We start from the raw sequence: 18362 nt of genomic DNA, 5'->3' as shown, positions 1-18362 counted from the left end.
GCGCGCCCGGTCGAACGGAGTTTCGAGATGCTCGAACGAAATCAGTTTCCCCTGCGCCCCGTCGTCCCCGGCTTTGCTGTCGCCTGGGTCGTCGTCATTTCAGGTGCGAGCGTCGCCCTCAGCCTGCTTTTTGCCTGCGTCACGCCCTTCGTGGCCCTGGCGGCGGTATCGGCGGTCATTCTTCCCCGGCGGATGGCGGTAACGGCGGTGCTGCTGGCCTGGCTCGCCAACCAGATGGTCGGATACCTCGTGCTCGGCTATCCCCAGACCTGGGACAGCTGTGCCTGGGGTCTGGCGATCGGTGTTGCGGCATCTGCAGCGCTCGCCGCAGCGCTTGGGGTGCTTCGTCTGGCGGCCGACCTTGCCGTCACCATGGCCGGCGCTTTCCTGGCCGGATTCATAACCTATGAAGGTGTGCTCTTTGCCGCCACGGCGGTGCTTCCGTCAGGCGAGGGCGCGTTTTCGGCATCCGTCGTGGCCGATGTCCTGCTGATCAATTCCCTGGCCGCGATCGGGCTGATCTGCCTGCATGCCGGCGCTGCTGCCGGCCGTGCGTTCGTCGTACGCCAGCCGGGACCGGCGCTGTCTCAAGCTTGAGGCGGCTGAAACCACATTGCTTCCCGCAACAACTGGATGACCTCTGAGACCGATGGCCCTTTAACCGGCGGCGGCTCTGCACGTTCGCAGAACTCGCGCCAGACAAACAGCGTCAGTTCCGCGCCATCCGTTGCGGTTTCCCCCGGTCGCTCCGCAAAATTCCGGAGCAGGCGATAGCGAGCATCCTTCCAGAATAACTCTTCCACCCAGTCATATATCGGGATCACATGGAAATGGATCGGATAACCGGGCGTGTGCCCATATCGGCCGATATAGACGCGCTGCGCATTCAGTTCCCGTTTCAGAGCGCTCTGAGCCCTTGCGAGCAACGGGCCGAATTCGGCCAAGGCGTCTACGGACAAATTCCACAGATCGTTGGTGTTGGTCTTGGAGCTGATCATGAGATAGCCGGGAAGGGCGGAGTCCATCCGGTGGTTCACCAGCCAGCCGGACGTTTCGGCAACATGAAAGTGCGGAGGAATCTCCAAGCGCTGCCTCTTTTCGTTTTCGCAAATGTCGCCGTTCACTTCTGATGGCCGCAGAATAGGCAGTTTTGCGAGGGCTGCAAATGGCGCATCCGAGACACAACCAAGGCCGAAGTCCAAGAGCCTCATCCTAGAGAGACTTGTCGTCATATCCGCCAACCGCTATCTGGTGCTGACCCAGGCGAACCCGCCGAAAACGATAAGGCCTTTCATGATCCCCGATTTCCTCGTCACCCATTCCGGTGGCTTTCATGCCGACGAATTGCTGTCGAGCGTCGTCCTGAGCCGGCTTTTCCCGCAGGCGCGTATCGTCCGCAGCCGCGCGCCGGAATGGATCACGCCGGGCGAAGACCGCATCATCTATGATGTCGGCGGAACCTATGACCCTGCTGCCGGGATATTCGATCACCATCAGCGCGGCGCGCCGCTGCGCGAAGATGGCCAGCCCTACAGCTCGTTCGGCCTGATCTGGAAGCACTACGGCCGTGATTATCTTGCAGCCACCGGTCTTCCAGAGGCACATGTCGAGGCGATGCATGGCTCTTTCGACGCCAGCTTCGTGCTGCCGATCGATCTGACCGACAATGGCGCGCTCAGCCCCTCGGGGCCTTTGGCCGGCTTGACGCTGCCGGTGCTGCTGGAAACCCTGAAACCGGTTTTCGATGAAGCGGAGCCGGAGGCCGACGATCGCGCCTTCCACGCTGCCTTGGCCATCGCCCGCAGTTTCGTCGAGGCCAGGATCGCTCAAAGTGCCGCAAAATTGCGGGCCGAGGCGATCGTGCACCGGGCAATCGAGGCTACGGGGCAGGGGCGTGTGCTGGAGTTGCCGAGGGGAATGCCCTTTCGTCCAGCCATCGTCAAGGCGGGCGCCGATCATCTGCTGTTCGTCGTCCACCCGCGCGAAAAGGATTGGTGTGTGACCGGCATCCGCCGCGCCGAGGAGGGCTTCGAGCTCAGGGCCGAACTGCCGGCGGCTTGGGCCGGCCTGACCAATGGCGCGCTGGAGGCGGTGTGCGGCATAGAGGGCGCGAGCTTCTGCCACAACGGCCGCTTCATCGCCGCTGCCAGGACCCGCGAGGCGGCGCTTGCCATGGCCGAGTTGGCGGTAGATGAGGCGCTTTCGATCGGGACGTAGGTCGAATGGCGGCAGCTCAGGCAGGTCATCCACGCCGGATCCACCGAAGATCAGATCGCCTTCAGGTAGCCCCAATTGTGGAACGGATTGACTTGCGGCCGCGAAGGACTAAGCTTTAGCCATAACAACCACTACCCATACGCGAGAGATCGCAGAGGGTGCGAGTGGCTGGCGACCTTGAGGAGGATGAGGTTTGCCGTGGATTACCGTATTGTTCTGCTGATCGCCACATCCGTTATTGCCCTTTTCCCTGGTAGCGCCGGGGCGCAGGAGGGTGATGCGACGGCCGGTGCCGTCGTTTTCAAGAAATGCGCAACCTGTCATGTCGCCGATTCCGATACGAACAAGGTCGGTCCGTCGCTGAACAAGCTGTTCGGCAGGAAGGCCGGGACGCATCCTAATTTCGCCTATTCGGCTGGAATGAAGGCTGCCGGCGAAGGCGGTCTCGTCTGGGACGAGACAGTACTGCGCGACTATCTGCACAATCCGAAAGCAAAGGTGAAGGGCACGAAGATGGCCTTCGTCGGCGTGAAGGACGATCAGGAGATCACCGATCTCATCGCCTACCTCAAACAATATTCTCAGTGATGGGCAATACTCCAAACGACGGGCCTTTGATCGGCGTCGCATGCCTAAATCGCCGTAATTGCCGATATTTTCTATCTGTGCGATAATAAAGACGGACTTTTTGCGGAATGTGGTTTCACGGGTCAACCTGCTCGAGGAGGAGCGGACATGGCTGTCGTGCTGATCCTCGTCCTGATTGTCGTCGGCTCCGTGCTGTTCCATGTGCTGAGCCCGTGGTGGTGGACGCCGATCGCGTCCAACTGGACTTATATCGACAGCACCCTCGTCATCACCTTCTGGATCACCGGCATCGTCTTCGTGGCGGTGGTCTTGTTCATGGCCTATTGCGTCTACCGTTTCCGGCACAAGCCGGGCAACCGGGCGCATTACGAGCCTGAGAACCGCAGGCTGGAGGTGATGCTCGCCTCGGGAACGGCGGTCGGCGTCGCCGCCATGCTGGCGCCCGGCCTCATTGTCTGGAACCAGTTCATCACGGTGCCCGCCGATGCCGCTTCGGTGGAGGTCGTCAGCCAGCAATGGCTGTGGAGCTTCCGCCTGCCGGGGGCGGACGGGAAGCTCGGCCGCGCCGAGACACGCGACGTCACGCCCGAAAACCCGCTCGGCCTCGACAAGAACGACGCGAGCGGTCTGGACGATGTGATCGTCGAGGGCGGCGAGCTGCATCTGCCGATCGGCAAACCGGTGCACATTTTGCTACGCTCGATCGATGTGCTCCACGATTTCTACGTGCCCGAGTTTCGCGCCAAGATGGACATGATCCCCGGTATGGTCACCTATTTCTGGCTGACGCCGACGCGCACGGGGACCTTCGAGATCCTCTGCGCCGAACTCTGCGGCGTCGGCCATCCGCAGATGCGCGGCACGGTTGTCGTCGATAACGACGCGGACTACCAGACCTGGCTCGGGCAGCAGCAGACATTCACCCAGTTGACGGCGTCTTCGGGAGAGCCGCCGCCGGTCAACTGACGTGGCGCTGCGGCCTGGAGGCCGCGTGCCGGTTCAACGAACCGGAGAAGCAGTCGCAGGCGGCAGCCGGTTCAAGGAACCGGCGGGGAAAGGGAAGAGAGATCATGGTCGAGATTCCATCCGGCAGCATCCCCTCCGCCGAAGTCGAGGATGTCGAGCTTTATCACCCGCACAGCTGGTGGACGAAATATGTGTTCAGCCAGGATGCCAAGATCATCGCCGTGCAATATTCGATCACCGCCATTGCGATCGGCCTGGTGGCGCTGGTGCTCTCCTGGCTGATGCGGATTCAACTCGCCTTTCCCGGCACTTTCGCCTTTATCGATGCCGATCACTATTACCAGTTCATCACCATGCACGGCATGATCATGGTGATCTATCTGCTGACCGCGCTCTTCCTCGGCGGCTTCGGCAACTACCTCATTCCGCTGATGGTCGGCGCCCGCGACATGGTGTTTCCTTATGCCAACATGCTGAGCTACTGGATCTATCTGCTTGCGGTGCTGATCCTCGCCGCCGGCTTTTTCGCTCCCGGCGGCCCGACGGGGGCCGGCTGGACACTTTATCCGCCGCAATCAGTTCTCTCAGGCACGCCTGGTGGTAAGGACTGGGGCATCCTGCTGATGCTCACCTCGCTGATCGTCTTCATCATCGGTTTCACCATGGGCGGGCTGAATTATGTGGTAACGGTGCTTCAGGGACGGGCGCGGGGCATGACGCTGATGCGGATGCCGCTCACCGTCTGGGGCATCTTCACCGCGACTGTGATGGCGCTGCTCGCCTTTCCCGCCCTCTTCGTCGCCTGCGTCATGATGCTGTTCGACCGCGTGCTCGGCACCAGCTTCTTCATGCCCGCCATCGTCGAGATGGGCACGCAGCTGCAGCACGGCGGCGGAAGCCCGATCCTCTTCCAACACCTCTTCTGGTTCTTCGGCCATCCCGAGGTCTATATCGTGGCGCTGCCGGCCTTCGGCATCGTTTCGGACCTGATCAGCACGCATGCGCGCAAGAACATCTTCGGTTACCGGATGATGGTCTGGGCGATCGTCGTCATCGGGGCGCTGAGTTTCGTCGTCTGGGCGCACCACATGTATGTCAGCGGCATGCACCCGGCCTTCGGCTTCTTTTTCGCCACCACGACGCTGATCATCGCCATCCCGACGGCGATCAAGGTCTACAACTGGGTGCTGACGCTCTGGCGCGGCGATATCCACCTGACGCTGCCGATGCTCTTTGCGCTCGCCTTCATCGTCACCTTCGTCAATGGCGGGTTGACCGGCCTCTTCCTCGGCAATGTCGTCGTCGACGTGCCACTGTCGGATACGATGTTCGTCGTGGCCCACTTCCACATGGTCATGGGGGTTGCGCCGATCCTCGTCATCTTCGGGGCGATCTATCACTGGTATCCGAAGGTGACGGGACGCATGCTGGACGAGGTGCTCGGCCAGATCCACTTCTGGATCACCTTCCTCGGCACCTATGCGATCTTCTTTCCGATGCATTATCTCGGCCTGCTCGGCGTGCCGCGCCGCTATTTCGAGATGGGAGAGACGGCCTTCGTTCCGCCTTCGGCCCATACGCTGAATATCTTCATAACAGTCATGGCCCTCGTCGTCGGCGCCGGGCAGATGGTCTTCCTGTTCAATCTGGTCTGGAGCCTTTTCCGGGGCAGGGAGGCCGGCGGCAATCCATGGCGGGCAACGACGCTGGAATGGCAGACGCCGCAGACGCCACCGGCGCACGGCAACTGGGGCAGGGACCTGCCCGTCGTTTATCGCTGGGCCTATGATTACAGCGTGCCGGGGGCCGCCGAAGATTTCATCCCGCAGAATGTGCCGTCAAGCGATGGCGTCACCCGCGAGGCCCCGGCATGAGCGTCGTATTGATCTTTCTGGCCGCCATCGCCGCCATCATGATCTGGTGGCTCTCCGGGCAGCGGCTGACTTCGAAGCCCTGGCTGGAGACCGGCTCGGTGCAGATGCCGGTTCATGACGGCACTGAGCGGCCGCCGGTGCCGGCGGTGAAGATCGGCCTCTTCGTGTTTCTCGGCGTCGTCGGCGCCGTCTTCAGCCTTGCCGTCAGCGCCTATTTCATGCGTGCGGCGTCGGCCGACTGGTGGGCCACACCGGTTCCGCGGTTGCTCTGGGTGAATACTGCGGCACTGGCCTTGAGCAGTGCGGCGCTGCAATGGGCGAAACGAGAAGCGGGGCAGGGCCGCATGGAAAGCCTGCGGCCGGCGCTCGTTACGGCACTTGCGCTTGCCGTCTTCTTTCTCGCCGGGCAGATCCAGGCATGGCGGGAGCTGACGGCGGCCGGCTATGTGCTTGCCGACAACCCTTCCAACAGTTTCTTCTACATGCTGACCGGCCTGCACGGGTTGCATATCCTCGGCGGGCTTGCCGTGCTCGCGCACACGACGGTCAGGGCATTTTCAGCCGACGTCGCGCCGGAGAGGCTGCGCCTCAGCGTCGATCTTTCCGCCATCTATTCGCATTTCATGCTCGCCGTCTGGCTGCTGCTCTTCGCGCTCTTTGCCGGCTGGGCCAATGACTTCGTCGATCTCTGCCGCACGTTGATTAGCTAGGGGGTGCAGATGGCACAGACTATCGAGACACACAGCGGGGCGGACCTCAGGCCGGCGGGCCTTCGCGGTGTCGCCGCCGATTTCAGCTCGGATCAGCGCGCCTTCAAGACCGCCTCCTGGGGCAAGGCGATGATGTGGATCTTTCTGCTCAGTGACACCTTCGTGTTCGGCTGTTTCCTGATCGCCTATATGACCGCCCGCATGTCGACGCCAGTCCCATGGCCCAATCCGAGCGAGGTCTTCGCGCTGCATATCGGCGGGCAGGACGTGCCGCTGATCCTGATTGCGATCATGACTTTCGTGCTGATCTCGAGCAGCGGCACCATGGCGATGGCGGTCAATTTCGGCTATCGCCGCGACCGCCGCACGACCGCGATCCTGATGCTGCTGACGGCTCTTCTCGGCGCAACCTTCGTCAGCATGCAGGCCTTCGAATGGACGAAGCTGATCACCGAAGGCGTGCGCCCCTGGGAAAACCCGTGGGGGGCGGCACAGTTCGGATCGACCTTCTTCATGATCACCGGCTTTCACGGCACCCATGTCACGATCGGCGTCATCTTCCTCCTCATCGTCGCCCGCAAGGTCTGGCGCGGCGATTTCGATGTGGAACGGCGCGGCTTCTTCACCAGCCGGAAAGGCCGCTACGAGGCCGTCGAGATCATGGGCCTCTACTGGCACTTCGTCGACCTGGTCTGGGTCTTCATCTTCGCATTTTTCTATCTGTGGTGAGGTCGTCATGAGCGAGACAACGGCGCATGCACAAGTCCAAACGGCGCATGCTGAGGCACACACCGGACAGCAGCACCCGATCGGGCTCTACTTCTTCGTCTGGGGCCTGCTCTTCGTGCTCAGTGCGGCATCCTACATGGTCGATTATCTCGGCGTCCAAGGCTATCTGAGATGGACGCTGATCCTGCTGTTCATGATGCTGAAGGCCGGGCTGATCGTCGCCGTCTTCATGCACATGGCCTGGGAAAGGCTGGCGCTCGTCTACGCCATCCTGCTGCCGCCGGTGCTGGTGCTGGTTTTCGTGGCGCTGATGGTCTCGGAAGCGGATTATACGATCTTCACCCGGCTCGCCTTCTTTGGTACGACACCGTAGATAGCGATCATCGGTGGAAGGCTCGGTATGGCTGAGGTCTTGTTGTTTCACCACGCACAGGGGCTAACCCCAGGTGTGCGTACGTTCGCCGACGCTTTACGGGCAGCCGGCCACATCGTGCACATGCCTGATCTGTTCGACGGGCGCACATTCCCAAGCATCGAAGAAGGGCTCGCCTATATCGGTCAGATCGGGTTCGACGCCATCAGGGAGCGCGGCGTCCGCGTCGCCGACGAACTGCCAGCCGAGCTCGTCTATGCCGGGTTTTCGTTCGGTGTGCTGCCGGCGCAGAAGCTGGCGCAGACGCGGTCTGGCGCCCGCGGGGCTCTGCTCTTCTATTCCTGTCTGCCGATCCGTGGCGAGTGGGCCTTCGGACCCTGGCCGGATGGAGTGCCGGTCCAGATCCACGGTATGGACAACGATCCGATTTTCGTTGGCGAGGGCGACATCGATGCCGCCCGCGAGATCGTCGAGACGGTCGAGAATGCCGAGCTTTTCCTCTACCCCGGCGATCAGCATTATTTCGCCGACAGCTCGCTCCCGTCCTATGACGCGGATGCGACCGCGCTCCTCACCAGCCGAGTGCTCGCGTTCCTGGACGCCTTGGAGGACACGTCTGGCTGAGGCCGTAGGGCAAAGCGACGGGGGTGAGGGTGGTCGAGATGGCTCCGCCGATGGTCGACACCAACCTCGGCGGCGGCGTGCGTGCCGGGGGTGCGAAGCGGCAATACATGATGTCGCCGGAGGAATTCGCCATGGAGGCGCTTGCCCAGCTGGAGAATGACCAGGACGAGCTGCTGGTCGGCACGTCGGTCCACGCGCGAAAGCACCGTGAGGGAATGTTCGAGCGGTTGAACGGCGGCTGACCTCAAACCGCTGACATTCCAGGGAGCAGATCATTTCGAAACGTCGAGCTCCCTGAACGATCTCGGTATATATACAGTGGCGATGAGGTTCCTCTCGCCACTGCAATATTCTGATTTTCGAAGCGCGAATGACAGCCTGGTTTAACTCCAGGCGTGCAGCGGCGGCTTCTCTCCATTGAGGAAGTATTTGCCGAGGATCGAGTATTTCCACCGCACCGGATCGTGCAGCGTATGCGTCCGGGCATTGCGCCAGTGGCGGTCGAGATTGTGTTCGGCAAGCGTCGAGCGCGTGCCCGCCAGCTCGAACAGCTTGTTGGTCGCCTCGATAGCGATCTCGGTCGAGAGGATCTTGGCCTCGGCCGTGAAGACCTGGGCTTCCGCCACGGTATCGGCAGTGGGATCGGCAACCGCCCGGTCGATCGCATGTCCGGCTTTGTCGAGCAGCGCCTGCGCCGCATGCAGGCGGAGTTGGAGGGCGCCGACTGCCTGGATCGTGTAGGGATCGTCCCAGGCGTGGTCGAGACCACTGTCCACCCAGGCGCGGGACTTGGTCCGAACGAAGTCGATCGTCTCCTTGATCGCTGCCGACGCGATGCCGGTATCGACGGCAACCTGGATGATCTGGAAGATGGCGCCGTCCGCCGTCGGCTTGTCGTACCCCTTGTATCCCGGCACCAGCCAGGTCTTGTCGACTTTGACATTGTCGAGGATGACGGTGCCCGAGAGCGTGGTTCGCTGGCCGAAGCTCGACCAGTCGTCGATGACGGTCAGACCCGGCGCATCGCGATCGGCGATCGCGTACCAGGCGCGGCCCTCGTCATCGAGCGCGACGATCGGCACCTTATGGGCAAGCAAGGCGCCGGACGAATAGAATTTCCGACCGGTCACCACCACGTGGTCGCCATGGTCGACAAACTTGGTTTCGAAATCGACCGCGCGCTTGGAGCCGAATTCCGAAAAGGCATTGCCGAAGCGGGTGCCCTTGAGGATTTCGCCGAACAGCAATTCCTGCTGCGCTTTGTCCGAAGCCGTACGGATTGCCGCTACGACGCCGAGATGGTTCTGCGAGATCTGGCCGATCGACGAATCCGCCTCGGAGATGATCTCGACCACCTTTGCAAGCGTGACGTAGGAGACCTCCGGTCCACCGAACGCCTTGGGCACATTGATCGACCAGAGCCCGCTCTGCGAGAAGGCATCCAACTCTTCCGCCGGCCAAATCCGCTCGCGGTCACGCTCTGCTGAGCCCTTGACGAACTCCGCGGCGAGCCGGTGGGCGACCGCGATCGCTTCTGCGTCGTCCTTGATGATATGCGCAGGTTTTTCCGGGCGTTTGACACCGGGTACGGCAACCCTGTCTGTTTTAGCGATGACGTTCATTTCGGTCTCCCTTCTGAATGATGGATATGAGGGTGGATCAGGCCGCCGGCCTGTCATGGGCGAAGGCCGCGCCTTCGCCGAGATAAAAAGCCTTGATGTCGTCACGGCTGCGCAATTCGGCCGCGGAACCCGACAGCACGGCGACGCCGTTTTCGATGACGGTGGCATGGTCGGCATATTGAAGCGCCACCGTCGAATTCTGTTCGGCAACTAGGATGGAAAGCCCGTCCTCCCGGTTGAGCGCCTTGAGCGAACGGAAGATATCCTTGATCACCAGCGGTGCCAGACCCATCGAGGGCTCGTCGAGAACAAGCAGCCGCGGTCGCGACATCAGCGCGCGGCCGATCGCCGTCATCTGTTGCTCGCCGCCTGAAGTAAGCCCTGACGCCGCACGGCGCTTCTCCTTGAGCCGGGGGAAAATGGCATAGATGCGCTCGAGGTCGGCAGCGATCTCGCGCCTGGATGACGAGCGCCCGAGACCGCCGGAGATGAGATTTTCCTCGACCGACAGGCTTTTGAAGCAATGCCGCCCTTCGAGCACCTGTACCAGGCCCGATCGCACCAGATTGGCGGGCTTTTCGCTCAGCACATCGCGGCCTTCGAAACGGATCGTGCCCGATGTCACCTGGCCTCGTTCGGCCGGCAACAGGTTCGAGATAGCCTTCAGCGCCGTCGTCTTACCCGCACCATTCGATCCGAGCAGGGCGAGGATTTCTCCGCGCCGCAACTGAAAGCTCACGCCGTTCAGGGCCTTGATCGTCTTGTTGTAGACGGCATGCACGGACTTGATATCAAGAAGGATCGTTTCGTCGGACATGTCGCTCGTTCCAAATCAATCGGCAAGAGAGGCGCGGCGTAGCAACCGGATCCGCCGCACCATGGGATGAGGGATGGCGGCTTGCGCCATCCCTTGACTCGTCAGTTCGTGGTCGCGATGCCTTCGGCATCGGCCGCCGTGCGCAGCTTGATGCCCTTTTCCTTGGCGTAGGCCTCCGAGGACTTTTCGATGATCGGACGCAGCAGCTTCCAGTCCGGCGCGATCCAGTCGGAGACGACGTTCCACTTCTTGCCGTCCCATTGCTGGAAGGTCACATAGCCATCGCCTTCATGGTTATCCCAGGAGACGTTGATGGAGTGGAACAGGTCCTTGGCGCCCAGTGCTGCGACCTTGGCCTCATCGAGCTTCAGGTGCTCGAAGCCCCAGCGCACTTCGTCGCCGGTCAGCGTACGCTTGCCGAATTTTTCCTGTGCGGTGCGGATCGCCTCGACGTTCAGGATGCCATTGACGATGCCGAGGTTGTGGTAGACCGAGCCGATGCGCTTCTTGTCTTCGAGATTACCCTTGCCTTGATCGTAGAGCGTCTTCACGATCTCCTGCAGGACTGGATACTGCTGACCCGAAGCCTGGGTGGTGATCGCGGTATAGCCGACCGCCGCCTCGCCAGCGGGGATCACGTCTTCTTCCGAATTCGACCAGACATTGCCGACGATCTTGGAGGCGGGGAAGCCGACCTTGGCCGCCGTCTTCAGCGCCACCGGGTTCATCACGCCCCAGCCGCGCAGAACGACGTAGTCCGGCTTGGCGCGACGGATCGTCAGCCACTGCGACTGCTGCTCGTTGCCGGGATGCGGCACTTCGATCTGCTGAACCGTGAAGCCATACTTCTCGGCCAGCAAGTCATAGATCGGAATGGTTTCCTTGCCATAGGGCGAGCCGTGATAGAGCACGACGATTTTCTTGCCCTTGAGCTTTTCGAGACCACCTTCCCTAGAGGCAAGGTAGTTCACGATACCGGACGTTTCCGAATAGGGGTTGAGCAACAGCGGGAAGACGTAGGGGAAGACGCGTCCGTCGGTAGAGTCGGTACGGCCATGGTTCACCGTGATCAGCGGCACCTTGTCGCCGGTGATGCGGTCGATCATGGCATAGGCGATGCCGACCGAAAGCGGGTTCCAGGCCGCCGCGTTCGGGTGGCTCTTCTGGCGCTCGTAGCATTCGACGCCGCGCTCGACCTCGTACTGGGTTTCGCATTCGTCCCAGGTGAGCTTGACGCCGTTCACGCCGCCATCGCGGGTATTGATCAGGTTCAGGTAGTCGATGAAGCCACCGAAGAATCCGGTGCCGCCGGCGGCATAAGGTCCGACGCGATAGCTCTGCAGCGGGAAATATTGCTCATCGGCATGGGCAGGCGCCAGGCCGACCCCGCCGATGATGGCAAGCGCTGCGACCGCCGCCTTGACTGTGGTTTTCAGACTTTTCATTGGACAAACTCCCTCTGTTGACCGGCGCCGCCGGCGTTCCAACGCGTTAAAAGATGATGATGATGTGGCAGCTCAGCCGACGGGTTCGGGCGTGTTGGGCCTGAACCGTCCGGTCAGCCGCCTTCCGAGCGCAGCGAGCCCATCGGGTTCGAGGATCAGGAAGGCAATGATGAGTGCGCCGATGACGATGCGCTGGCTCATGTCGAGCACGCCGGAATCGAACAGATCGCCCAGCAAGAACGATCCGACCCGCGACAGTACGACCGGAAAGACCACCATCAGCGCCGCGCCCAGGAAGGAGCCGCGGATCGTCGCCAGCCCGCCGATGATGACGATGAACAGAATCTGGAACGACCGGTCGAGATTGAAGCCGGCCGGCTCCACCGTGCGCAGATAGGCAAAGGCCCAGAGCACACCGGCGACCCCGATGATGAAGGACGAAAGTGCGAAGGCGAGCAGCTTGGTGCGCAGCACCGGCACGCCAATGATCCGGGCCGCCGTCTCGTTGTCCCGAATGGCGATGAAGTTGCGGCCGGTCTGCGAGGATGCGACGCGCCAGGCGAAGAAGGTCAGCGCAGTGACGACGATCAGCGCGAAATAGTAGCGTCCGGTCGAACTGTCGAAATCGATGCCGACGATGGTGAGCTTCGGCGCGTCGATCACGCCTGACGGGTTGTCGTTGGAGAACCAGCCGAACTTGGTCAGCGCCCACTGCACGAAGAACTGTGCTGCAAGCGTGGAAACGGCGAGATAGAAGCCGCGCAGGCGCAGGCTTGGCAGGCCGAAGACGATGCCGACCGCAGCGGCGATGCCGCCGGCGAGCGCGATGGAGACGAGAAGCGGCAAGCCTTCGACACGCAGATTGAAATTGAAGGCGGCGAAGGCGCCGACGGCCATGAAGGCCGCACTGCCGAGCGATACCTGCCCGGCATAGCCGGTCAGCAGGTTAACGCCGACGCCAGCCAGCGACAAAGCCAGGAACGGCAGCAGCAGCGCTTCGATCAGATAGCTCGAGCCGATAAAGGGCACGATGCCGAAGGCGAAGACGAGGATGACAAGCGGCGCGATCCAGCCCGGAAATTTTGCCGAAACGATGGGTTGGGAGGTGATGGCAGCCATGGCTCAGACCCTTTCCACGAGCTTCTGGCCGAACAGGCCGGATGGGCGGATGAGCAGGAAGACCAGCGCGATGGCGTAGGCGAACCAGCCCTCGATGCCGCCGCCGAAATATTCGCCGATATAGACTTCGGCGAGCTTTTCCGAGGCGCCGATCAACAGGCCGCCGACGATGGCGCCGGCAATTGAATCGAAACCGCCGAGCACGAGCACCGGCAGGGCCTTCAGCACCACCAGCGACAGCGAGAACTGCACGCCGCTGCGCGCACCCCAGAGAAGGCCTGCGACCAGGGCAACGAGACCCGAGGTTGCCCAGACCGTGGCCCAGATGCGCGGCAGGCGAAGCCCGACGGCGAGTGCCGCGAACTGGTCGTCCGCCACCGCACGGAAGGTCAGGCCGACCCGGGTATAGCGAAAGAAGAGCGTCAGCCCGATGACCATGAGCGCTGCGACCGCCGAAGCGAAGAGATCGAACTGCGAGATGAAGACACCATAAAATTCGAAGGGCACGTCCTCGATGCCGAGTTCCAGGGCATGGACCTGCGTGCCCCAGAGAAGCTGGGCAGCACCCTCGATGACGTAGGAAAGCCCGAGCGTCGCCATGAACAGCGTGATCGGCGGTTTGTTGACGAGCGGCCGAAGCACGGCGCGTTCGATACCGATGCCCAGCAGCACCATGATGGCGAAGGTGAGCACAAGCGCGAGATAGAAAGGCACTCCGCGCTCGACCAGCGAAACGAATGTGAGAGCGGCAAACAGGAGCAATGCCCCCTGCGCAAAATTCAAGACACCCGAGGTCTTGTAGATCAGCACGAAGCCAATCGCGACGAGCGAATACATGATGCCGGAAAGCAATCCGCCGGTCAGCACCTCGAGGAAGAAGAGATAGTCGAAACTTTCCATCACACGTCTGCCTCTTCCTGGTCTTCGCGGGCAACGCCGAGATAGGCGTCGATGACGGCCTGGTCGGCGCGGACTTCCGCCGGCGTGCCGTCGGCGATCTTGCGGCCGTAATCGAGCACGGCGATTCGGTCGGAAAGTCCCATGACCACGCCGATATCGTGTTCGATCAGGATGATCGTCGTGCCGTAATCCTCCCGCGCGGCGCGGACGAAGCCGGCCATTTCCTGCTTTTCGGTGGCGGTCATGCCGGCCATCGGCTCGTCGAGCAGCAGGATCTGCGGATCGGGCACGAGTGCGCGAGCAAGTTCGACGCGCTTCTGCAGGCCATAGGGCAGCGAGCCGGCCAGCCGGTCATGCACATGGCCGAGACGCAGGAAATCGATGACCTGCCGTGCCCGTTCGCGCGCCTCGCGCTCTTCGCGGCGGGCGCGGGGCGAACCGAACGCCTGGCCGATGAACGTCGAGCGGCGCTGGAATGTCAGCCCGGTCATGACGTTTTCAAGAACCGTCAGCCCTTTGAACAGGGCAAGGTTCTGGAAGGTGCGGGCGATGCCCAGCCGTGCGGCTTTTTGCGCCGGCACCTGCTTATAGGTCTTGCCATTGAGGCTGACATCGCCGGCATCCGGCCGGTATTGCCCTGAAATCACATTGATCAACGAGCTTTTGCCGGCGCCGTTCGGGCCGATGATCGCGCGAATCTCGCCCGGCTGGACCGCAAGATCGACATTGGCGATCGCCGTGACGCCTCCGAAGGAGAGCGTGATACCCGCGAGCGCCAATATCGGCGGGTGGCTCAGCGCATTGCTGTCGACATTCGCCACGCGACGGGTCGATGGACCGGACACCGGCAGCGGGGAATAGTCCCTCACCGCAGAGGTCTCATCAAGTGCCGTGTAATGCGCATTCACCATCGTCTGCTCCGTTGTGCGCAGGACCGCAGGCCTTGCCTGCAGACACGCGCCGCCATCCGGTTCCCCTGGAATGGGGAGCCGTTCGCGATTTCAATTTGGGAAGGAAGCCGTTACTCGGCGGCTTCCAGCCGCTGATCTTCGATCGCTTCCAGTTCGCGGACGATCGGCAGGACGTGCTTGCCGAAGTATTCCACCTCTTCCTGGAAATGCAGGAAGCCAAGGAGAATGAGGTCCGCCCCCGCCCGCTTGTGACCGATGATGCGTTCGGCCACCTGTTCCGGCGTGCCGATCAGGTTCGAACGGAACCCGTCATTGTATTGCACCAGATCCTGGAAGGTGGACTTCGCCCAGTTGCCTTCGCGCTCCGGCGACGAATTCCCGGCATTCTGGACCTCGTGATGGAAACCCTTGACCGCTTCCGGAATGGCCTTGTCGAGGATCTCCTGGAGGACCTCCTGCGCTTCCTTCTCCGAAGAGCGGACGATGCCGAAGGCATTCATGCCGATCTTCGTGCGCCAGCTCTTGCCGAAAGCCTTTTCCTTGGTGCGGATGTCATCCACCTGGGCCTTCAGACCTTCCGGCGTATTGCCATTGGTGAAGTACCAGTCGGACACGCGTGCCGCCATGTCGCGGGCCGCGCGCGAGGAACCGCCCTGGAATACCTGCGGAATGCCGCCGATCGGCTTCGGCTTCATCGAATAATCCGTAAAGCGATAGAAATCGCCGCGCAGATTATAGACGTCTTCCGTCCAGATGCCGCGGATCGCACGGATGAACTCCTCGGAGCGGCGATAGCGTTCATCATGGTCCAGCCAGGGCTCGCCGATGGCGGCGAACTCGCCGCGGAACCAGCCGGAGACGATGTTAACGTCGACGCGGCCGTTGGTGAGGTGGCTGATGGTGGCGATCTGCTTGGCGAGCAACGCCGGGTTCCATGGCCCGGGCAGGACGGCGGCAATGACACGGAGCTTTTCGGTGGCCGCAAGAAGGGCGTGGGAAAAGGAGACCGACTCGTGCTGGTTGTCGGCGCCGTATCCGGCCGTGAAGCGAATCTGGCTCAAGGCAAACTCGAATCCTGACTGTTCGGCGATTTGGGCGAGCTTGCGATTGTAGTCGATGCCCCAATCGGTGCGTTGCTCGACCGAGCTGATGACCAGGCCGCCCGATACGTTCGGCACCCAGTAGGCAAACTTCAAGGGTTCTTTCTTCGATTGTGACATCGGTCTCTCCGTGCTTATTCGTGATTTGTCAGGCGGTTAGCCGCGATTGTTCTTCAGCGCGGGACAAGGCGAGTGTCTTGGCGTGCGGAAGGATCAGTTCCAACTCGCGCACGGCCGCTCTGATCCGTTTCTGGATGTCTGAACTTGCAACGGCATAGGAGTCGAACTCGCTTTCGAGTGCATAGACCGAAGTTGGGAGCGGCAGTGCCTTGAAGAAGCTGAACAGGGGCCGGAGCTGATGGTCGATCATCAAACCGTGCAACGGCGTTCCGCCCGTTGCGGCGAGGATCACCGGCTTGCCGATCAGCGCCTCATAATGAACCAGGTCGAACAGGTGCTTGAACGCCCCGCTATACGAAGCGCGATAGACCGGGGAGCCGACGATGAGGACATCGGCGCTCTCAACCGTGCGCACGATCTCCGCGCCTTCCTCATCCAGTTGGTCAGCCCGCAAGGCTCGAAACAGCGCTGGTGCAGAGACAGCCAAGTCAATGTGCCGTCCAGGGAGGCCAAGTTCAGACTCGATGCGTCGAAGGACGGACGCGACCAGCGCCGATGTGCGGGATGGCGCCTTTACGTTTCCTGATATTCCGACGATGCGCAGTTTGTGCATGGGATCCTCCAATGCATAAAACCTATAAATTAACTAGATTACTGGCAATGAGCTGACCGTCCGATTTGACCGGCGATCGGAATATCAAATTCCAAAGAATGTCCATTTTTAGAAATATTTTCATCTGCCTTCGAAGGTGCCGGCACGTGAAAAGCGGTCGCCGCAACATCCCACGGGCGAATTCCGGCCTTTGGCCAGTTGTCCTTGCCGCGGTCCCTGACGAATCTCCCGTGGAGGCTTTCGGGGGGAAGGAGTTGGTCGGAGGAGGTGCGCCTCGAAGCCGGATGGGCCGGCAAGACATGTCGGCCATCAAAAAAATCCCATCCGAAAACAGGTCCTAAAACATGATGGAGGTCGCGCCGGGTGGCGATCTCGGCAATGATGGCCACCTATTCGTCACCCCGACCTGCCAGGCCATGATCTTCATTCCACTTCCCTTTGTCGTCGCCCTTTTGCTGCTCATCCTCTTCGTCGTCGTCCTCAGACGCGACGAAGAGGATGAGCCCAATCGGCCGTTTCTGGTGCTCATCCTGCTCGCCGCGCTGCAATCCGTCCTCTCCGGCCTGCGCTGGGGCTATGAGGTGCAGGCAATAGGCGTGATCATGCCTGTGATCGCGGCGATGGTGCCGCCGCTTGCCTATGCCGGGGTCTCCAGGTTGGTGAGGACGAGCCGGAGGCCGCTGCCGCTGCGGATCGCGCTGCATGCCGTTCCCACCGCCCTTATCCTGGCGTTGATGGCCGTCTGGCGGGAGGCGATCGATATCGCACTGGTGCTGATCTTTGTCGGCTATGCCCTGGCGATCCTGCTTCTGATGCGACCCGGCGCCGATGCGCTGCGGCTGGCGCCCTTCGAAGGGGCGGTGCCGGCCTATCGGGCGATCATCTTTACGGCCGCCGCCCTGTCTCTCTCGGCCGCAGTCGATATCTTCGTCTTTCTCGATTTCACCTGGGCGCATGGCGAGCATGCGCTGACGCTGATCAGTGTCAGCAACCTTGCCGCGCTCGTCATCCTCGGTACCGCGGCGGCCGCCGCCAGCCGAAGCCGGGCGCCGGCTGAGATGGTGGAGACGGGTCCGCGGCCGGAAACGAGCGAGGACAAGCAGACGATCGCCACGGTCGATGCGCTGATGGAGACCCGCAAACTCTATCGCGACGCCAATCTCAATCTCGACAGGCTGGCACGCAAGGCCGGAATCCCCGCCCGCCAGATCTCGGTGGCGATCAACCGGGCGATGGACAAGAACGTCTCGCAATATGTCAATGATTACAGGATCGGCGAGGCCTGCCGGCTGCTTGCCGCGACCCAGAAATCGGTGACCGAGGTCATGTTCGAGGTCGGCTTCCAGACCAAATCCAACTTCAACCGAGAATTCCGGCGGGTGACCGATATGACGCCGCTTGCCTGGCGGGAGAGGAAGGGCGGGGCGGGGGGCTCTCCGGCTTCCTGAAGTAGCGTATCTCCCTCAGTCTACATTCAGGCAATCGCCCGCCATCGTGGTTCGAGACGGCCCCTCGTTCGTCACTGCAATCGATTCACTGGATCGCTTGCTCCGCTTCGCGGATCGCTTCTCACCCTCACCATGAGGACTGACCCGGGGGGCATTGCCGCACCACGTACACAATCGCGATCAAAG

Annotated in this window: 20 protein-coding genes and 1 pseudogene; 11 read left to right on the top strand and 10 right to left on the bottom strand. The window is 61.7% G+C overall.

Annotation, left to right across the window (positions count from 1 at the left end):
* The first annotated feature begins 27 nt into the window (after positions 1–27).
* Positions 28–597: a hypothetical protein gene (locus QMO82_RS14660; RefSeq protein WP_183606861.1), complete on the top strand. Its 570-nt coding sequence runs from the start codon at positions 28–30 to the stop codon at positions 595–597.
* Here QMO82_RS14660 and QMO82_RS14655 read toward each other — a convergent pair.
* Complete coding sequence (locus QMO82_RS14655) at positions 588–1085, bottom strand: HIT family protein (protein WP_183607674.1); 498 nt, start codon at positions 1083–1085, stop codon at positions 588–590. The genes QMO82_RS14660 and QMO82_RS14655 overlap by 10 nt on opposite strands.
* A gap of 208 nt (positions 1086–1293) precedes the next feature.
* Here QMO82_RS14655 and QMO82_RS14650 point away from each other — a divergent pair, with 208 nt between their 5' ends.
* From QMO82_RS14650 to QMO82_RS14610, 9 genes are all read left to right on the top strand, one after another.
* Positions 1294–2217, top strand: a complete 924-nt coding sequence (locus QMO82_RS14650) for an MYG1 family protein (RefSeq protein ID WP_183606862.1) — start codon at positions 1294–1296, stop codon at positions 2215–2217.
* Positions 2218–2415: 198 nt separating this feature from the next.
* Positions 2416–2805 (top strand): cytochrome c family protein, encoded by a 390-nt coding sequence (locus tag QMO82_RS14645; protein WP_183606863.1) that lies wholly within the window; start codon positions 2416–2418, stop codon positions 2803–2805.
* Positions 2806–2952: 147 nt separating this feature from the next.
* Complete coding sequence (locus QMO82_RS14640; RefSeq protein ID WP_183606864.1) at positions 2953–3771, top strand: cytochrome c oxidase subunit II; 819 nt, start codon at positions 2953–2955, stop codon at positions 3769–3771.
* 104 nt (positions 3772–3875) lie between these two features.
* The gene (gene ctaD / locus QMO82_RS14635; protein WP_183606865.1) at positions 3876–5645 is read left to right on the top strand and encodes a cytochrome c oxidase subunit I; all 1770 of its coding nucleotides are present in this window, start codon (positions 3876–3878) and stop codon (positions 5643–5645) included.
* Positions 5642–6355, top strand: coding sequence for a cytochrome c oxidase subunit 3 (locus QMO82_RS14630; RefSeq protein WP_183606866.1), 714 nt, complete (start codon positions 5642–5644; stop codon positions 6353–6355). The genes ctaD and QMO82_RS14630 overlap by 4 nt, the downstream gene beginning before the upstream one ends.
* A gap of 9 nt (positions 6356–6364) precedes the next feature.
* On the top strand, positions 6365–7084 hold the full coding sequence (locus tag QMO82_RS14625; RefSeq protein WP_273880997.1) for a heme-copper oxidase subunit III family protein: 720 nt from the start codon (positions 6365–6367) through the stop codon (positions 7082–7084).
* 7 nt (positions 7085–7091) lie between these two features.
* Complete coding sequence (locus QMO82_RS14620) at positions 7092–7457, top strand: cytochrome C oxidase subunit IV family protein (protein ID WP_183606868.1); 366 nt, start codon at positions 7092–7094, stop codon at positions 7455–7457.
* Positions 7458–7484: 27 nt separating this feature from the next.
* Positions 7485–8081, top strand: a complete 597-nt coding sequence (locus tag QMO82_RS14615) for a dienelactone hydrolase family protein (RefSeq protein ID WP_183606869.1) — start codon at positions 7485–7487, stop codon at positions 8079–8081.
* A gap of 38 nt (positions 8082–8119) precedes the next feature.
* On the top strand, positions 8120–8323 hold the full coding sequence (locus QMO82_RS14610; protein WP_183606870.1) for a hypothetical protein: 204 nt from the start codon (positions 8120–8122) through the stop codon (positions 8321–8323).
* Between the two features lie 141 nt (positions 8324–8464).
* Here QMO82_RS14610 and QMO82_RS14605 read toward each other — a convergent pair whose 3' ends face one another.
* The 9 genes from QMO82_RS14605 to QMO82_RS33820 all read right to left on the bottom strand — a co-directional run bounded on the left by QMO82_RS14605 (position 8465) and on the right by QMO82_RS33820 (position 17117).
* The gene (locus QMO82_RS14605; protein ID WP_183606871.1) at positions 8465–9703 is read right to left on the bottom strand and encodes an SfnB family sulfur acquisition oxidoreductase; all 1239 of its coding nucleotides are present in this window, start codon (positions 9701–9703) and stop codon (positions 8465–8467) included.
* 37 nt (positions 9704–9740) lie between these two features.
* Positions 9741–10520: an ABC transporter ATP-binding protein gene (locus QMO82_RS14600; RefSeq protein WP_183606872.1), complete on the bottom strand. Its 780-nt coding sequence runs from the start codon at positions 10518–10520 to the stop codon at positions 9741–9743.
* A gap of 101 nt (positions 10521–10621) precedes the next feature.
* Entirely contained in the window at positions 10622–11965 is a 1344-nt protein-coding gene (locus QMO82_RS14595) for an ABC transporter substrate-binding protein (RefSeq protein WP_183606873.1), read from the bottom strand.
* Positions 11966–12037: 72 nt separating this feature from the next.
* Positions 12038–13084, bottom strand: a complete 1047-nt coding sequence (locus QMO82_RS14590) for a branched-chain amino acid ABC transporter permease (protein ID WP_183606874.1) — start codon at positions 13082–13084, stop codon at positions 12038–12040.
* 3 nt (positions 13085–13087) lie between these two features.
* Positions 13088–13984, bottom strand: coding sequence for a branched-chain amino acid ABC transporter permease (locus QMO82_RS14585; RefSeq protein ID WP_183606875.1), 897 nt, complete (start codon positions 13982–13984; stop codon positions 13088–13090).
* Positions 13984–14895, bottom strand: a complete 912-nt coding sequence (locus QMO82_RS14580) for an ABC transporter ATP-binding protein (protein WP_183606876.1) — start codon at positions 14893–14895, stop codon at positions 13984–13986. The genes QMO82_RS14585 and QMO82_RS14580 overlap by 1 nt, the downstream gene beginning before the upstream one ends.
* Before the next feature lie 110 nt (positions 14896–15005).
* Positions 15006–16115 carry a dimethylsulfone monooxygenase SfnG gene (gene sfnG, locus QMO82_RS14575; RefSeq protein ID WP_183606877.1) on the bottom strand — a complete coding sequence of 370 codons (1110 nt, stop codon included), beginning with the start codon at positions 16113–16115 and terminating at the stop codon, positions 15006–15008.
* A 28-nt stretch (positions 16116–16143) separates the two neighbouring features.
* Positions 16144–16728: an FMN reductase gene (msuE, locus tag QMO82_RS14570; protein WP_183606878.1), complete on the bottom strand. Its 585-nt coding sequence runs from the start codon at positions 16726–16728 to the stop codon at positions 16144–16146.
* 38 nt (positions 16729–16766) lie between these two features.
* Positions 16767–17117 (bottom strand): hypothetical protein, encoded by a 351-nt coding sequence (locus tag QMO82_RS33820; protein ID WP_312863022.1) that lies wholly within the window; start codon positions 17115–17117, stop codon positions 16767–16769.
* Here QMO82_RS33820 and QMO82_RS14565 point away from each other — a divergent pair.
* Positions 17107–18176: pseudogene (locus tag QMO82_RS14565) on the top strand (helix-turn-helix domain-containing protein). The gene QMO82_RS33820 and the pseudogene QMO82_RS14565 overlap by 11 nt on opposite strands.
* Positions 18177–18362: the final 186 nt, after the last annotated feature.

The organism is Rhizobium sp. BT04 (genome assembly GCF_030053135.1).
GTDB lineage: Bacteria > Pseudomonadota > Alphaproteobacteria > Rhizobiales > Rhizobiaceae > Rhizobium > Rhizobium binxianense.
Note: the sequence above shows the minus strand (reverse complement) of the source record. Positions and strands in the feature narration are given on the sequence as shown.

Coding starts and splice junctions, on each gene's coding strand:
- QMO82_RS14660 (WP_183606861.1), top strand. CDS start 28: ATGCTCGAACGAAATCAGTTTCCCCTGCGCCCCGTCGTCCCCGGCTTT.
- QMO82_RS14650 (WP_183606862.1), top strand. CDS start 1,294: ATGATCCCCGATTTCCTCGTCACCCATTCCGGTGGCTTTCATGCCGAC.
- QMO82_RS14640 (WP_183606864.1), top strand. CDS start 2,953: ATGGCTGTCGTGCTGATCCTCGTCCTGATTGTCGTCGGCTCCGTGCTG.
- ctaD (WP_183606865.1), top strand. CDS start 3,876: ATGGTCGAGATTCCATCCGGCAGCATCCCCTCCGCCGAAGTCGAGGAT.
- QMO82_RS14630 (WP_183606866.1), top strand. CDS start 5,642: ATGAGCGTCGTATTGATCTTTCTGGCCGCCATCGCCGCCATCATGATC.
- QMO82_RS14625 (WP_273880997.1), top strand. CDS start 6,365: ATGGCACAGACTATCGAGACACACAGCGGGGCGGACCTCAGGCCGGCG.
- QMO82_RS14620 (WP_183606868.1), top strand. CDS start 7,092: ATGAGCGAGACAACGGCGCATGCACAAGTCCAAACGGCGCATGCTGAG.
- QMO82_RS14615 (WP_183606869.1), top strand. CDS start 7,485: ATGGCTGAGGTCTTGTTGTTTCACCACGCACAGGGGCTAACCCCAGGT.
- QMO82_RS14610 (WP_183606870.1), top strand. CDS start 8,120: ATGGCTCCGCCGATGGTCGACACCAACCTCGGCGGCGGCGTGCGTGCC.
- QMO82_RS14605 (WP_183606871.1), bottom strand. CDS start 9,703: ATGAACGTCATCGCTAAAACAGACAGGGTTGCCGTACCCGGTGTCAAA.
- QMO82_RS14600 (WP_183606872.1), bottom strand. CDS start 10,520: ATGTCCGACGAAACGATCCTTCTTGATATCAAGTCCGTGCATGCCGTC.
- QMO82_RS14595 (WP_183606873.1), bottom strand. CDS start 11,965: ATGAAAAGTCTGAAAACCACAGTCAAGGCGGCGGTCGCAGCGCTTGCC.
- QMO82_RS14590 (WP_183606874.1), bottom strand. CDS start 13,084: ATGGCTGCCATCACCTCCCAACCCATCGTTTCGGCAAAATTTCCGGGC.
- QMO82_RS14585 (WP_183606875.1), bottom strand. CDS start 13,984: ATGGAAAGTTTCGACTATCTCTTCTTCCTCGAGGTGCTGACCGGCGGA.
- QMO82_RS14580 (WP_183606876.1), bottom strand. CDS start 14,895: ATGGTGAATGCGCATTACACGGCACTTGATGAGACCTCTGCGGTGAGG.
- sfnG (WP_183606877.1), bottom strand. CDS start 16,115: ATGTCACAATCGAAGAAAGAACCCTTGAAGTTTGCCTACTGGGTGCCG.
- msuE (WP_183606878.1), bottom strand. CDS start 16,728: ATGCACAAACTGCGCATCGTCGGAATATCAGGAAACGTAAAGGCGCCA.